The 15,096-nt window shown below is 75.7% G+C and carries 12 protein-coding genes and 1 pseudogene; 4 read left to right on the top strand and 9 right to left on the bottom strand.

Annotation, left to right across the window (positions count from 1 at the left end; all coding sequences use genetic code 11):
* Nucleotides 1–225 precede the first annotated feature (225 nt).
* Nucleotides 226–1,293 (top strand): uroporphyrinogen decarboxylase, encoded by a 1,068-nt coding sequence (gene hemE, locus GTY84_RS21010; RefSeq protein WP_161227861.1) that lies wholly within the window; start codon nucleotides 226–228, stop codon nucleotides 1,291–1,293.
* 13 nt (nucleotides 1,294–1,306) lie between these two features.
* Here hemE and GTY84_RS21005 read toward each other — a convergent pair whose 3' ends face one another.
* From GTY84_RS21005 to GTY84_RS20995, 3 genes are all read right to left on the bottom strand, one after another.
* Nucleotides 1,307–2,116 (bottom strand): rhomboid family intramembrane serine protease, encoded by an 810-nt coding sequence (locus GTY84_RS21005; protein WP_161227860.1) that lies wholly within the window; start codon nucleotides 2,114–2,116, stop codon nucleotides 1,307–1,309.
* 260 nt (nucleotides 2,117–2,376) lie between these two features.
* Complete coding sequence (locus tag GTY84_RS21000; RefSeq protein WP_161227859.1) at nucleotides 2,377–3,780, bottom strand: FAD-dependent oxidoreductase; 1,404 nt, start codon at nucleotides 3,778–3,780, stop codon at nucleotides 2,377–2,379.
* Nucleotides 3,781–3,789: 9 nt separating this feature from the next.
* Nucleotides 3,790–4,872 carry a DUF4349 domain-containing protein gene (locus GTY84_RS20995; protein ID WP_161227858.1) on the bottom strand — a complete coding sequence of 361 codons (1,083 nt, stop codon included), beginning with the start codon at nucleotides 4,870–4,872 and terminating at the stop codon, nucleotides 3,790–3,792.
* Between the two features lie 199 nt (nucleotides 4,873–5,071).
* Here GTY84_RS20995 and hemG point away from each other — a divergent pair, with 199 nt between their 5' ends.
* On the top strand, nucleotides 5,072–6,541 hold the full coding sequence (gene hemG / locus GTY84_RS20990; RefSeq protein WP_161227857.1) for a protoporphyrinogen oxidase: 1,470 nt from the start codon (nucleotides 5,072–5,074) through the stop codon (nucleotides 6,539–6,541).
* Nucleotides 6,542–6,545: 4 nt separating this feature from the next.
* Nucleotides 6,546–7,277 (top strand): hydrogen peroxide-dependent heme synthase, encoded by a 732-nt coding sequence (gene hemQ, locus GTY84_RS20985; protein ID WP_161227856.1) that lies wholly within the window; start codon nucleotides 6,546–6,548, stop codon nucleotides 7,275–7,277.
* On the opposite strand, the gene GTY84_RS20980 is transcribed toward hemQ, so the two are convergent.
* The gene (locus tag GTY84_RS20980) at nucleotides 7,278–8,885 is read right to left on the bottom strand and encodes an alpha/beta hydrolase (protein ID WP_161227855.1); all 1,608 of its coding nucleotides are present in this window, start codon (nucleotides 8,883–8,885) and stop codon (nucleotides 7,278–7,280) included.
* 678 nt (nucleotides 8,886–9,563) lie between these two features.
* Between GTY84_RS20980 and GTY84_RS20975 the strand changes: the two genes are divergently transcribed.
* Nucleotides 9,564–10,178, top strand: coding sequence for a YdeI/OmpD-associated family protein (locus GTY84_RS20975; protein ID WP_345943492.1), 615 nt, complete (start codon nucleotides 9,564–9,566; stop codon nucleotides 10,176–10,178).
* A gap of 34 nt (nucleotides 10,179–10,212) precedes the next feature.
* Here the strand turns inward: GTY84_RS20975 and GTY84_RS34050 are convergent.
* The 5 genes and pseudogenes from GTY84_RS34050 to GTY84_RS20950 form a co-directional block, all read right to left on the bottom strand.
* A pseudogene (locus tag GTY84_RS34050) lies at nucleotides 10,213–11,109 on the bottom strand (WYL domain-containing protein); the annotation flags it as partial.
* A 117-nt stretch (nucleotides 11,110–11,226) separates the two neighbouring features.
* Nucleotides 11,227–11,781 carry a hypothetical protein gene (locus tag GTY84_RS20965; protein WP_161227853.1) on the bottom strand — a complete coding sequence of 185 codons (555 nt, stop codon included), beginning with the start codon at nucleotides 11,779–11,781 and terminating at the stop codon, nucleotides 11,227–11,229.
* Nucleotides 11,782–11,902: 121 nt separating this feature from the next.
* Nucleotides 11,903–13,459 (bottom strand): DUF692 domain-containing protein, encoded by a 1,557-nt coding sequence (locus tag GTY84_RS20960; RefSeq protein WP_161227852.1) that lies wholly within the window; start codon nucleotides 13,457–13,459, stop codon nucleotides 11,903–11,905.
* A gap of 434 nt (nucleotides 13,460–13,893) precedes the next feature.
* Nucleotides 13,894–14,616, bottom strand: a complete 723-nt coding sequence (locus GTY84_RS20955; protein ID WP_161227851.1) for a peptidyl-tRNA hydrolase — start codon at nucleotides 14,614–14,616, stop codon at nucleotides 13,894–13,896.
* Nucleotides 14,617–14,884: 268 nt separating this feature from the next.
* Nucleotides 14,885–15,082 carry a hypothetical protein gene (locus tag GTY84_RS20950; RefSeq protein WP_161227850.1) on the bottom strand — a complete coding sequence of 66 codons (198 nt, stop codon included), beginning with the start codon at nucleotides 15,080–15,082 and terminating at the stop codon, nucleotides 14,885–14,887.
* Between the last annotated feature and the right edge of the window lie 14 nt (nucleotides 15,083–15,096).

The following is a 15,096-nucleotide window of genomic DNA, read 5'->3' as shown; positions in this document are numbered from 1 at the left end:
CGGAAGCCGGGCCCGGCGCAGGGAGGGACACCCGTGGGCGGGCGCGATGTCCGGATCGCACGGTGCGCGGCGGCCCACGGGCCCCGCCGGGAGGACGCGGCGCGCCGGTGGGCGACGGCCGGCGGACGGCCGGGCGCGGGGGCCGGGCGCGGGGCGAACGCGGGGCCCCGGCGCGCCCGTACCCACGGGCCGGGCGCGGCCGGGGGTCGTGCGAGACTGGGCGGTGTGAGTGCCAACCTGAGCCCTGCGGGCAAGCAGCCGACCGCCACGTACGACTCCGCCTTCCTGAGGGCGTGCCGGCGTGAGCCGGTGCCGCACACGCCCGTGTGGTTCATGCGGCAGGCCGGGCGCTCGCTGCCGGAGTACCGCAAGGTGCGCGAGGGCATCGGGATGCTCGACTCCTGCATGCGGCCGGAACTGGTCACCGAGATCACCCTCCAGCCGGTCCACCGGCACGGGGTGGACGCGGCGATCTACTTCAGCGACATCGTCGTCCCGCTCAAGGCGATCGGCATCGACCTCGACATCAAGCCCGGCATCGGCCCGGTCGTCGAGCGGCCGATCCGCACCCGCGCGGACCTGGCGCGGCTGCGCGACCTGACCCCCGAGGACGTCTCCTACGTCACCGAGGCGTACCGCCTGCTCACCCGCGAGCTGGGCGCCACCCCGCTGATCGGCTTCGCGGGCGCTCCGTTCACGCTCGCCAGCTACCTCGTGGAGGGCGGCCCGTCCCGCAACCACGAGCACACCAAGGCGCTCATGTACGGCGACCCGCAGCTCTGGGCCGACCTGCTGGACCGGCTGGCGGACATCACGGCCGCCTTCCTGAAGGTGCAGATCGAGGCCGGGGCCAGCGCCGTCCAGCTCTTCGACTCCTGGGTCGGCGCGCTCGCCCCCGCCGACTACCGGCGCTCGGTGCTGCCCGCCTCCGTCAAGGTCTTCGAGGCCGTCGCCGGATACGGGGTGCCGCGCATCCACTTCGGCGTGGGCACCGGCGAGCTGCTCGGCCCGATGGGTGAGGCCGGGGCGGACGTCGTGGGTGTCGACTGGCGCGTTCCGCTGGACGAGGCCGCTCGCCGGGTCGGTCCCGGGAAGGCGCTCCAGGGCAACCTGGACCCGGCCGTCCTGTTCGCCACTCCCGAGGCGGTGCGGGCCAAGGCCCGTGAGGTGCTGGACGCGGCGGCGGGCCTGGAGGGCCACATTTTCAACCTCGGCCACGGTGTGCTGCCGTCCACCGACCCGGACGCCCTGACCCGTCTGGTGGACCACGTCCACACCGAGACCGCCCGCTGACCCGCCCGCGCCCCTACCGGGCCCCGCGCCCGAAGAGCAGGGCCGGGGGCTCCGGCGGGGGCGCGGTGTTCCGGCGCAGTGGCCAGGCGATGAGCATGCCGGTCAGAAAGCCGAAGACATGGGCCGAGTAGGCCACGGTGCCCGCCTCCGAGACGGCCCCGCCGGAGGAGTACACCGCCTGGAGGAGGAACCAGAAGCCCAGGACCAGCCAGGCGGGCAGCCGCAGCGGCAGGAAGACGAGGAACGGGACGAGGACCCAGACCCGGGCCCTCGGGTACAGCACCAGATAGGCGCCGAGCACCCCTGCGATGGCGCCCGACGCGCCGATCAGCGGGGCGGTCGAGCCGGTGTCCAGGAGTGCGAAGCCGTAGGTGGCCGTGTAGCCGCAGAGGCCGTAGAAGAGCAGGAACGGCAGATGGCCCATGCGGTCCTCGATGTTGTTGCCGAAGATCCACAGGAACAGCATGTTGCCCAGCAGGTGCAGCCAGCCGCCGTGGACGAACATCGCGGTGAGGACGCTGAGTTCGGGCGACTTGTCGTAGGACGGCGGTGCCACCACGCAGCCCGGTCCCTGCGGACCCACTCCCGTCGCCCCGGTCGGCACCAGCCGGGGCAGCCGGTGCTGGACCAGTTCCTGCGGCACCGCCGCGTAGTGGTCCAGGAACGCCTGGAGGTGGCAGAGCTGCGCGAGGCTCTCCCCGCCCGACAGGGAGCCCGCCATGCCCGGCGTGAACAGGAACACCACGATGTTCGCCGCGACCAGGGCGTAGGTCACCCAGGGGGTGGTGCGGGTGGGGTTGATGTCATGGACGGGGATCACCACGAGGGGACTACTGCCCGTCCGGCGGACGGCGAACCGGCGGATAGCCCGAACGGGACGCGCGGGCCCGAGCACCTCGGCGAGGATGACGCCGCCTGCCGCCTGCCGCCTGCCGCCTGCCGCCTGCCGCCTGCCGCCTGCCGCCTGCCGCCTGCCGGCACCGGCTCCGGATGCCGGGACGGCCCGGCCACCCCGCCCCGGCCGGGACGCCCAGCCCGTCGGGCTCCCGCCGCCCGTCCCGTCAGCCGCCGAGACCCGTCCCGTCAGGCTCCCGCCGCGCGGACCGCTGCCGTGGCCTTGCGGGCCGCCACCAGGACCGGGTCCCAGACGGGGGAGAACGGTGGCGCGTACCCCAGGTCCAGGGCCGTCATCGCCTCCACCGTCATCCCCGCGGTCAGCGCCACCGCCGCGATGTCCACGCGCTTGCCCGCGCCCTCCCGGCCGACGATCTGCACGCCCAGCAGGCGCCCGGTGCGCAGCTCCGCCAGCATCTTCACCGTCATCGGGGACGCCCCGGGGTAGTAGCCCGCGCGGCTGGTGGACTCCACCGTCACCGTCACGAACCGCAGCCCCGCCCGCAGGGCGTCCCGCTCGCGCAGCCCGGTGCGGGCGATCTCCAGGTCGCAGACCTTGCTGACGGCCGTGCCCACCACGCCGGGGAAGGTGGCGTAGCCGCCGCCCACGTTGGCGCCGATGACCTGGCCGTGCTTGTTGGCGTGGGTGCCCAGCGGGACGTACCGCTCCTGGCCGGAGACGAGGTCGAGCACCTCGACGCAGTCGCCGCCGGCCCAGATGTTCCCGTGCCCGCGCACCCGCATCGCCCGGTCGGTCAGCAGCCCGCCGTGCGCGCCCAGGGGCAGCCCGGCCGCCGCCGCGAGCCCGGTCTCGGGGCGCACCCCGATGCCGAGCACCACCACGTCGGCCGGGTACTCGCCGTCCGCCGTGGCCACCGCCCGGACCCGGCCGTCGTCCCCGGTGGGCAGGCCGGTGACCTCGGCGCCGTTGACCATGGTGATCCCGAGGCCCTCCATCGCCCCGTGCACCAGACGGCCCATGTCCGGGTCGAGGGTGGACATGGGCTCGCTGCCCCGGTTGACGACGGTCACCTCGTAGCCGCGGTTGATCATCGCCTCGGCCATCTCGACGCCGATGTACCCGGCGCCGACGACCACCGCGCGGCGGCCCCGGGTGCGGGCCATCGTGTCCAGCAGCGCCTGTCCGTCGTCCAGTGTCTGTACCCCGTGCACCCCGGGCGCGTCCACGCCCGGCAGCGGGGGCCGCACCGGGCGGGCCCCGGTCGCGATCACCAGCTTGTCGTACGGCGTCCAGTACGCGTCCCCGGTGTCGGCGTTCCGCGCGCGGACCCGGCCACCCTCGACGTCGATCCCGGTGACCTCGGTGCGCATCCGCAGGTCGATGCCGCGGGCGCGGTGCTCCTCGGGCGTACGGGCGATCAGCTCGTCCCGGCCGGAGACGTCGCCGCCGACCCAGTAGGGGATGCCGCAGGCCGAGAAGGAGCTGAAGTGGCCGCGTTCGAAGGCCACGATCTCCAGTTCGTCCGGACCCCTGAGGCGCCGGGCCTGGGACGCCGCGGACATGCCCGCGGCGTCACCGCCGATCACGACCAGCCGTTCCCGCGCGCCGCCGCGCGCACCGTTGACGCTCATGCCCCCACGCTACGCGGGGCCGGATTCACCCCGCGTGCCGCCCGGCCCCGCGGGGCCCGTGTCCCCGGCGACCGGCGGCGCGGCCGGCAGCGGGCTCCGTCCCGCCGGCTCCCGCTCCGCCCCCGCCGGGCCCGGCAGCGGCGCCGCCGGCGGGAAGGGAGCGGCCGGTGCGCGGCGGGCCAGGAGGGGCCGCAGCACCCGCAGCCACACCAGCAGCAGCACGGCGCCCACCGCGGCGAACGGCAGTACCGCGCCGATCACCAGCAGCAGCCAGCGCAGCACCGTCACGAACGCGTCCCAGCCGCCGGACAGCGCGTCCGCGAACCCGGGGCCGTCGTCCTCGCCGGAGTCCCGCGCCTGCGGCGCGGTCTCCGACAGGGAGAGCGTGATGGTGGCCAGGGAGGCGCGGTCCTTCAGCGACTTCTGCCGGGCGAGCAGGGACTCCAGCTCGGCCTGGCGGGTGCCCAGTTCGCCCTCCAGGGCCACGATGTCGCTCAACCGGGTCGCCTGGTCCATCAGTTCGCGGACCCGGGCCACGCTGGCGCGCTGCGAGGCGATCCGGCTCTCCACGTCCACGACCTGGTCGGTGACGTCCTCCGCCTTCGCCTCGCGGCTCACCAGCCGTCCCGCGCCCTCCAGTTCGGTGAGCACCTCCCGGTACGAGTCCACCGGCACCCGCAGCACCACCCGGGTGCGCTCATGGCCGTCCGAGCCCCGGGTGGTGCTCTCGTCGCCGACGTAGCCGCCCGCGTCCTCGGCGGCGGCGCGGGCCGCCGCCAGCGCCTCGGGCACGTCCTTGACCCGCACCGTCAGCGACACGGTGCGGACGATGCTGCTCGCGGACCGGGGAGCCGTGCGGGCGCCGTCGGACGGGGCCCCGGCGGCCCGGTCGCCCGCCGCCGCGCCTGCCGCCGCCTCCGTGCCCGCCGCCGCCTCCGCGCCGGCCGCCTTGTTCGCCGGGGCCGCCGCGCGGTCCGTCGCCCGGTCCGGGACGCCCGAGTCGTCGGCGGAGCACCCCGTGAGGGTCAGGGCCGCCGCCAGCAGGACTCCGGCCGCGGCCGGAACGGTTCGCAGGGTTGATCGTCTGCCCACAGGGTCCCCCGAGTTCGTGATCTGTCGTCGTCTCCGTGACGGGCGGGGCCGCCGCGTCGTAGCTATGACGTGGCCGGGCCCGCGTCCGACGGCGCGAAACGGTTCCGAACGGATCACGTTCCGGCCTCATCCGCGCCGCGCGGCCCGCCCGGACCCGGCCGCGCGCGGTGCGGGAGGCCGGATTTGAGAGGGTGGGGACATGGGTGAGACGCAGAGTGCGGACAGCGCGGGCGGCCGTCCCGCGGCATGGGGACACGTGGTCGTCGTAGGGGCCGGGATCGCCGGGCTGGCCGCCGGGCTGCGGGCGCTGGACCTCGGCGCCCGGGTGACCGTGCTGGAGGCGTCGGAGCGGGTCGGCGGGAAGCTGCTGCCCGGCGAGATCGCCGGCGCCCGGGTGGACCTCGGCGCCGAGTCCATGCTCGCCCGCCGCCCCGAGGGCGTCGCCCTGGCCCGCGCCGTCGGACTCGGCGACCGGCTCCAGCCCCCCGCCACCGCCTCCGCCTCCCTGTGGACCCGCGGCACCCTGCGCCCCATGCCCAAGGGCCACGTCATGGGCGTCCCCGGCACCGCCGCCGCCCTGGCCGGCGTCCTCTCCGACGAGGGCCTCGCCCGGGTCGGACGCGACGCCGAACTGCCGCCCACCGAAATCGGGGAGGACGTGGCGGTCGGCGAGTACGTCGCCGCCCGCGTCGGCCGCGAGGTCGTCGACCGCGTCGTGGAACCCCTGCTCGGCGGCGTCTACGCGGGCGACGCCTACCGCATCTCCCTGCGCTCCGCCGTCCCCCAGCTCTTCGAGGCCGCCCGCGCCCACGCCTCCCTGACCGAGGCGGTCCGCGCGCTCCAGGGCCGCACCGCCACCGCCCCCGCCGCCGGACCGGTGTTCATGGGCATCGAGGGCGGCATCGGCACCCTCCCGCTCGCCGTCGCCGACGCGCTGCGCGCCCGCGGCGCCGAGATCCTCACCCGCACCCCCGCCACCGGGCTGCGCCGCACCCCCGACGGCTGGCGGATCACCGCGGGCGACCGGGAGCTGCGCGCCGACGCCGTCGTCGTCGCCGTGCCCGCGCCCGCCGCCGCCGGGCTGCTGCGCGCCGAGGCGCCCGCCGCCGCGGCCGAACTGGCCGCCGTCGAGTACGCCTCCATGGCCCTGATCACCCTCGCCTACCGCCGCTCCGACGCCGCCGCGCTCCCCGAGGGCAGCGGCTTCCTGGTGCCGCCGGTGGACGGGCACACCATCAAGGCGTCCACCTTCGCCTCCCGCAAGTGGGGCTGGATCGACGCCCAGGACCCCGGCCTGACCGTCGTGCGCGCCTCCGTCGGACGGTACGGCGAGACGGAGATCCTCGGCCGCGACGACGACGCCCTGGTCGAGGTCTCCCGGCACGACCTCCGGGAGGCCACCGGGCTGTCCGCGGCGCCCGTCGCCACCCGGGTCACCCGCTGGCGGGACGGACTGCCCCAGTACCCCGTCGGCCACCACGCGCGGGTGGCCCGCGTCCGGGCGCACCTCGCCGGGCTCCCCGGCATCGACGTGTGCGGGGCGGCGTACGAGGGCGTCGGCATCCCGGCGACCGTCGCGGACGCCCACGCCGCCGTGGACCGTCTGCGCGGCGCGGCGGGCGCAACGGCCGACCCGGTGCCCGGCGCCCGGGGCGGAGCGGGAGAATAGGGTCATGAGTGACGACGCCTCCACCCCTGCCGCCGACCGCATCCCCAACAAGGGCAAGCTGGCCAAGGACCTCAACGAGGTCATCCGCTACACCCTCTGGTCCGTTTTCCGGCTCAAGGACACGCTGCCCGAGGAGCGCACGGGCTGGGCCGAAGAGGTCCAGGAGCTGTTCGACCAGCTCGCCGCCAAGGACGTGACGGTCCGCGGCACCTACGACGTCTCCGGTCTGCGAGCCGACGCCGACCTCATGATCTGGTGGCACGCGGAGACCGCCGACCAGCTCCAGGAGGCGTACAACCTCTTCCGCCGCACCCGGCTCGGCCGGTCGCTGGAGCCGGTCTGGTCGAACATGGCGCTGCACCGCCCCGCCGAGTTCAACCGCTCGCACATCCCGGCGTTCCTCGCCGACGAGACGCCGCGCGCCTACATCTGCGTCTACCCCTTCGTGCGCTCCTACGACTGGTACCTGCTGCCCGACGAGGACCGCCGCCGCATGCTCGCGGACCACGGCAAGATGGCCCGCGGCTACCCGGACGTGCGGGCCAACACCGTCGCGTCCTTCGCCCTCGGGGACTACGAGTGGGTGCTCGCCTTCGAGGCCGACGAGCTGCACCGCATCGTCGACCTGATGCGCCACCTGCGCGCCTCCGAGGCCCGGCTGCACGTCCGCGAGGAGGTGCCGTTCTACACCGGCCGCCGCAAGGAGATCGGCGAGCTGGTGGCGGGCCTCGCCTGATCAGGCCCCCCGCCCCGCGGCCCCGGAATCCTCCCGGGGCCGGGGCTCCGGGCGCGGGGCGCAGGACGCGTCCCGCGCCGGGACCCGGCCGTCCAGCAGATACGCCTCCAGGTGCGCGTTGACGCAGGCGTTCGGACCGCCCGCGACGCCGTGCGACCCCGCGCCCCGCTCGGTCACCAGCACCGAGCCCGCCAGCCTCCGGCGCAGCTCCAGCGCCCCGGTGTACGGGGCGGCCGCGTCCCGCTCCGCCGCCAGGATCAGCGTCGGCGGCAGCTCACCGGGCGCGGTGCGCACGTCGAGGGGGAGCTGCCGGGGCGCCCGCCAGAAGGCGCACGGCAGGTTCGTCCACACGTTGTCCCAGGTCTCGAAGGGCGCGGTGCGGGCCAGCCGGGTGTTGTCCCGGTCCCAGACCCGGAAGTCCGTGGGCCAGGGCGCGTCGTTGCACTCGACGGCCGTGTAGACCGCGCCGGCGTTCTCCGCCCCGGCCGCCGCCTCCGGGGGCCGGGTCCCCGCCTGGTCGATCAGCGGCTGTGGATCCCCCCTCAGATACGCCGACAGCGCCTCGGCGCGGTGGGGCCAGTAGTCGTCGTAGTACCCGGCCCCGAGGAACGTGCCCTGCAACTGCGCCGGGCCGACCGTGCCGCCCGCGGGCTCCCGGGCCAGGGCCGCCGCCGCCCGCTCGTAGGAGCCCTGCACCTCGCGCGGGGTGTCGCCGAGCCCGTAGACCGCGTCGTGCCGGGCGATCCACCGCTTGACGTCGGACCAGCGGCGCTCGAAGGCGGCCGACTGGGCCAGGTTGACGCCGTACCAGACGTGCTCCGGGCGCGGGTCCACCGCCGAGTCGAACACCATCCGCCGCACCCGGGAGGGGAACAGTCCGGCGTAGAGGGTGCCCAGGTAGGTCCCGTAGGAGGCGCCCATGAAGGTCAGCCGCCGCTCGCCCAGCGCGGCCCGGATCACCTCCAGGTCGCGGGCGTTGTTCAGGGAGTGGTAGTGGCGCAGGGCGTCCCCGGCCCGCTCGGCGCAGTCCCGCGCGTACCGCTCCGCCTCGGCGGCCCGCTGCCGCTTGTACGCCGCCGAGGGATGCGCCGGGGCGGGGTGGGGCCCCTTGAAGTACTCCTCGGGCCGTTGGCAGGACAGCGGTGCGGACGGGGCGACCCCGCGCGGGGCGTAGCCGACGAGGTCGTAGGCGGCGGCGAGGCGCTTCCAGGCGGGCACCATCCCGGCCAGCGGGAAGTACAGCCCGGAGGCGCCGGGGCCGCCGGGGTTGAAGACGAGGGCGCCCTGGCCGGGGACCTCGCCCCCGCCGTCCGGGTCCCGGCCGGTCGCCGCCGCGCGGCTGACGGTGAGCCGGAGGCGCTCGCCGTCCGGGTGTGCGTAGTCCAGGGGCACGGTGACCGTGCCGCAGCGCACGGAGGCGGGCAGCCCCTCCGTCTCCGGGCAGTTCCCGAAGGCGATCCGGGCCGCCGCCGCGCGCCGTGCGGCCAGGGCGGTGCCGCGCGCCTCGGCGGCGCCCGGGGGCTCCTGGGCCCGGGCGGCGGGCGCGGCGACGAGGGAGGCCAGGAGCAGGAGGGCCGCGGTGGCCCGGCGGAGGACGGCGGCTCGCATCGCGGAGGGTCCCTTCGGTGCACGGCGGCGACACCAGGGATGGTTCGTGGGCGCGGAGGGCGGGGCAAGCACCGCCGGCGGGTGTCGCCCCGAGTGCGCCCGTACGCCCCCTGGGGCGGCCTCGGGGGTGGGGTGAGGGAGGCGGGGGCGGGGGTGCGCGGGTGCGCGGGGCGCGGCGGGCCGGTGGGACCGGTGCGCGGGGTGGACCGGGGTGGACCGGGGTCCGGCGGGCTCGGCGGGCGGTGCCGGACGGCCCCGTGGCTTGTCGACATTCCGTGGGCTGCCCCGAGCCCCCCTGAGTCCTCGGCCTCGGTACTGGTGGGCTCGCCCGCTCCACTGTCGCCAGTTCCGCCCGGGGCCCGGCCTGCTGGTGACCGTACGTGGTCGTCGGCGTAGCGACTCCGGTCTTCTCCGACCTCGGATGCGAGGCGGGTCGCGATGACGCCGCGGTGGCCGAGGGCGTCGACGACGACGGGGCGGGCATCCCCAGGACCCACTGTGGCGGATCGCTCCGGTCCGGGCGGCGGCTGCGGGGACGCCGAGGTCGTTGAGCCGACCGGAGAGGGCAGCCGTTCTTCACGGTGGCGTCGGCGAGGGCGAGCCGGGCCGACGCCGACGCCGCAGGCTCGACGAGTCACCCCGACAGGTCGCGACACCTGGTTGCGGCACTAACCTGCGGTGGTGACCGGAACCGAGCTGGATGAGTTGATCGTCGCCGACGGCGCGGCGCTGCGCGCGTGGCTGCTGGACAACCACACCGCCTCTCCTGGGGTGTGGCTCGCGCTGACCAGGAAGGGCGGCACCGTTACCACGCTGACCTGGCAGCAGGCGGTCGACGAGGCACTGTGCTTCGGCTGGATCGACGGGCAGGCCCGCAAGCGCGACGAGGAGAGCTCCTGGCGGCGGTTCACCCCGCGCCGGCCCCGCAGCATCTGGTCCCAGCGCAACGTCGCCAACGTGGCCCGGTTGGAGGCGGCCGGCCTGATGCGGCCCGCCGGCCGCGCCGCGGTCGACGCCGCGAAGGCCGACGGGCGGTGGACGGCCGCCTATGCGCCGTCATCGGAAGCGGAGGTGCCGGCCGACCTGCGCGTCGCGATCGCCGCCGACCCAGCGGCGCAGGCGATGTTCGAGGTACTCACCAAGACCAACCGCTTCGCCCTCATCAACCGGGTCAATGCGGTCAAGCGGGCCGAGACGCGAACCCGGAAGATCGCCGAGTGCGTGGCGATGCTGGTCCGGCACGAGACGATCCACCCGCAGAGAGCCAGGCCGGCGGACCCGACGGCGTCGTGACCGGGCTCCTGCCGGAACGGACGAACCCGGCCTATTTGACCTCCAGCGGCGTTCGTCTGCGATCGACCTCTTCGGCGATCTCATTCCAGCTCTCGGCAAGGTCGAAGTCCCCGGGTCGGTGCACAGGGTCGCCGGTCGGGTCGGCGGACGACACGCGGTCGATCCGGAAGATCCGTCGGCCGGCCTCGGTGTCGGAGACGAGGTACCACACAGGACCTTTGGCGACGATGCCCAGCGGGTGGACGGTCCTCCGGGTTTCGACGCCTTTGCTGTCGACGTGGCCGAGGGACACCTGGACGCCGCTGATCACCGCGTCCTGGAGCTCGTCGAGGAAGCGAGGCGGCTCACCAAGTCGTAGCGGCACGGCGTCACCCTCGCGGATGACGTCGTCAAGGGTGCGCCGGACGACGCAGCTCAGCGGTTGTGCGTGGAGGAGAACGATGACTCCGGCGACGCGGAGTCGCATCGGTATCTCCGTGTCGATCAGAAGTCTGCCCAGTGCGGCGAGGCGTTCGTCTTCGCTCAGTGCGGGCCGGCGGGAGATCTTCATTGCGGGGATGGCCGAGGAACGTCGGCAGTGACGGCTCTGCATGGCCCAGTTGAGGAAGCCTCTCAGCCGGGTGCGGGCGTTCTCGGCGAACCAGGCGTCGATGTCGACCTGGCCGCACGACGCGAGGGTGGTGTTCCGCTCGCCGGGCCATCGCAGGAAGGCGGCTGCGTACTTGGTCTGTTCGCTGGCGAAGCGGCGGATGCTGGGTGTGATGTGGCTCCGCTCGGCTCGGGCTCGTAGTCCGGGGAGGACGTGCCAGATCGCGAAGAGCCTGATCGTCTTGGTGTGCTCGGGTTCGGCGATGTCGGAGAGACGGCCGGGGAGCCAGCGCTGGAAGGAACGGATGTGCTTGTCGACCGCGGGCGGGACTCCGCAGGCCATGAGGAGCTCTTCCAGGAGGGAGGCCGCCCGCCAGGGCTGGAGTTCGTGGAACGCATCGTGGGTCAGCGGAATCTCGCCCAGGGCCGAGTCGACGAAGCAGCTGCGAGCGCCGCATGCTCAGTCGCGCCTGCTCGACGGAAGTGCTGTGTCGTCCAGGGCGGCCCGAGCCGCCGACGTGAAGCTGCCGAGGCGCTCGGAGACCATGGTCACCTCGACGGCGTGACGTTCGACGAAGTTGACGTTGCGATCGGGGGAGCCCGAGGAGTCCCGCCAGGCCAGGAGAGTCGTATGCATCGAGTGGAGCCCCAGGTGGACGCCGTGGGCGGCTTGCTCCACCGACTCGGGCCCCTCGACTGCGAGGCCGGCCCAAGCCGCCTGCACCAGAACCAACTGATCCTGCGCGATCCGGAGCCGCCGGTCGGCCTCCGCCACATCCGGGGCGTCGCCCACCAGCGCTCGGGCAGCCATCTTCAGAGCGCCGCGCGACTCGTTGGCCGGAGCGAGGAAGGCGCTGTACGCGTCTCGCCGCAGTTGTCTGCGCCACTGGGAGTGCTCAGCTTTGGCCTGCCCTTCCATCTGCCGCCGTGCCGATCCGCTGGAGATCGCCGACGCCACGACCGTGCCGACGACGCCCACCGTCGCACCCAGTAACGCAGCAAGTCCCTGGTCCATAAAGGTGATTGTCCTGCTCGTGGCCACGTACGGTCACCGGTGTGGCGGGCTTCACTGGGAACTTGCGGGAGTTGAACACGCGAGCCCGCCAGGACCAAGGGGGCTTCGCGGTCCGGCGGGTTCAGCGGCGGAGCAGGGCCCGGCGGGTCGCGCGGGCCAGCCGTGCCGCCGGGTGACGCCCAGGGGGGACCGGCCCCGACCGCTCCAGCCACCAGCGCCGCAGCTCCCGGCGGGTCCGCGGGTCGCCGGGGCCGCGGGAGAGCAGGTGGCCCGCGAAGTCCAGGGCGTCCCGGCGGTGGCTCCCGCGCATCGGGCGGCCACGGGCGTAGGCGGCGAAGGCGGACCGGTAGCCCGCGCCCAGGATCAGCGGCAGCTCCGGTGCGACTTTGGCGACGACGTCCGCCCGCTTCCCGGCGAGGGCCCGCGCCTGCACCCCCAGCCGGACACGGTCGAACCCCTCGGGCGCCGGCGTCCCGGCGACCAGCGCGGACAGCAGCGCGACCTGCGCGAGGGCGAGCCGCTGCCGCGCCCCGGCGGTCCCGTCGCCCGTGGGCTCCGCGTGGTCCGTGCGGTGCGTGGGCTCGGTGCCGTCCGCACCGTTCGTGGGCTCCGCGTCGTCCGTACCGTACGGGTTTCCGGCGTCGGCGTCTCCGCTGCCCGGGGTCCCGCCCTCCGCGGGCCCGCCGTCCGTGCCGTCCGTGCCGTCCGCGTCGAGGCCGGCCCTCGCCGTCCGGGTCCCGCCGCCGTCCGGGGCCGTCCCCGTCACCTTCCCGCCGGGAGCTTCGGCGGTGGCCGTCTCCGGGGCGGCGGCCGGGCCCGCCGCCGGGAAGCCCTCCGTGTCCGGGGCGCCCGCGCGGCCCTTCGCCACCGCGGTCCGGACCGCCTCCAGCTCCTCGCGCAGTTCCTCCTCCGCCGGGAAGTTCTCGTCCCGCTCCAGCAGGACGCCCGGCGGCGCCACCCGCGCGGCGAGGCCGGTGAGGATCTCCAGCACGGCGGAGGGCACGGGATGGGCGTGGCTGTCGTGCCAGACGCCGTCGCGCGCGAAGCCGCCCGCGACGTGCACGTAGGCCACGGCCTCCACCGGCAGCGCGGCCAGCGCCGCCGCGGCGTCCTCGCCCCGGTTGACCTGGTTGGTGTACAGGTTCGCCACGTCGACCAGCAGCCGCACGCCGGTCCGCTCGACCAGCTCGGTGAGGAACTGCCCCTCGGTCATCTCCTCGTCGGGCCAGGAGAGCAGCGCCGCGATGTTCTCCACCGCCAGCGGCACCGGCAGCGAGTCCTGGGCGACGCGGACGTTCTCGCAGAGCACGTCGAGGGCGTCCCGGGTGCGCGGCACGGGCAGCAGATGGCCCGCCTCCAGCCGGGCGGTGGCGGTCAGCGGCCCGCCCGCGCGGACGAACGCGATGTGCTCGGTGACCAGCGGCGACCCCAGTGCCTCCGCCCGCGCGGCCAGCGCCGACAGCCGCTCCGGGCCGGGCCGTTCGGCGCCGCCGAGGCCGAGGGAGACCCCGTGCGGCACGACGGTGACGCCGCGGGCGCGCAGCCGGAGCAGCGAGTCCGGCAGGTGGTCCGGGCAGAGGTTCTCCGAGACGGCCTCGACCCACTCGACGCCGGGCATCCGCTCCACGGCGTCCGCGATCTCCGGCCGCCAGCCGATGCCCGTCCCCAGTCGTCCCATGCCCGTACCCTCCCGTCGGCGCGCACCCGGCCAACCGCCCCCGCCGGGGATATGGCCGGTGCGGTCCCGGCCGAATCCCCTGGGGGCGTCTTCAGAGCTACATCTGAGGTTCGCGGCACCCCGGCGCGGCACCCCGGCGCGGCGCACCGCCCGCTCCGGCGCCGCCCGCTCCGGCGCCGCCCGCTCCGGTGGCGGGAACAGGAGCGCTGGGTGCCCGCGGAAGCCCCCCCCCGGCGCCGAAGCCGAGGGCCGCGGCCAGGTGCTCCAGGGATGGGACATCAGATGATGACCCCGACCCCGACCCCGACCCCGACCCCGGACCCCGGACCGCGGCCGGGCCCCGCCCGGGGACTTCCCTCCCGCGCCGGGCCCCGTCCGGGGCGGGGTGCCGCGGTCCCCGCCGCGACGCGGCCGGTCAGCGCAGCCCAGGGTGGTCAGCGCAGCGCCGGGTGGTCAGCGACGACGGTGCAGGAGCCGGGGGCGATCTCGGTGTACCCGGCGTCCCGTACGACGGGCAGGCCCCCGGTGGTGAGGGCGGTCCAGCGGGCCGGGTCGGCGGGGCGGACGGCGAGCGGGAACCCGGCGTCGCGCCAGGCGGCCCGCTCCCCGTCGGACAGCGCCCACCAGGCGAGCTGCGCGCCGTGCCCGGCCTGGGCCATGGCCTTGCCCGCCGACATGCCGAGGTCCGGGTTCAGCCAGAGCACGGGCGCCGAGGGGTCCGCCGCCGCCGGGGGCGCGGGGTCGTCCAGGTCGGTGCCGGAGACCTGGAGGCGAGCCAGGTCCTTGGGCCAGCCGTCCAGCGGAACCGGCGGGAAGACCCGCACCTCGGCGCCGCCCCCGGTGACCGTGATGCCCTCCAGGGCCTCCGCCCGCCGCCACTCGGCGCCGCGCGCCCGGCGGACCACCTTGCGGATGCGGGCGTCCTGCCAGTCGCGTACCGCCCGCGCCCAGACGCCGTCGCCGGTGGACCGCTCGTCGTCGAGCATCAGCAGCACCGCCCGCGCGGCCGTCTCCAGCGCGTCGGTGCGGGCGGGGGGCGCGGCCCGTTCGATGCGGACCACGAGGGGCAGCACGAACTGCGGGGCCAGGTCGCGGTCGTCGGGGGGCCGGGGAGCGGCGGGGGCGTCGGGGACGGGAGTCGTCGGATCGTTGCTCACGCGCACAGTCTGCCAACCCGCCGGCCCCGGCCCCGCCTCCCACGGGCGGTCGTTCCGCGGCCCCGATGGCACCGGCGGCACTCCTGGCCCCGGCGGCACCGGGGTCCGAGCGCGGGGTCCGTTCCCGAGGCCCGGTGGTCCGTCGCGTCGCCCTCCCGGCGTCGGGCGGGGCCCGTGGTGCTCGGTCGGGGGCCGTGGTGCCCCGCCCCGGCCGGTCCGCGGGGGAGGGACACCGCCCGTCGCTCCGCGTCCCGTCCCGGTGGCGGCGTCAGCCGGAGCAGGCGGTCCGCCGGGCCTCCAGCCACTCGCAGCGCGGGCAGAGCGTGATTCCCTCGTGGGACTCCGGGTGTTCCGTGGGCTCCCGGCACAACACGCACTCCGCGTCCTGCGGTCCGCCGGTCTCCGGCGGGCCCTCTTCGTGCGCCCCGGCCGCTCCGGCGGGGCAGTGGTGGCCGTCGTCGCTCATGCCCCCGGCGTGGA

It is taken from the genome of Streptomyces sp. SID8352, from assembly GCF_009862265.1.
In the GTDB taxonomy this organism is placed as follows: Bacteria; Actinomycetota; Actinomycetes; order Streptomycetales; family Streptomycetaceae; genus Streptomyces.
The sequence above is the reverse complement of the archived record's forward strand: the minus strand, read 5'-3'. Positions and strand labels throughout refer to the sequence as shown.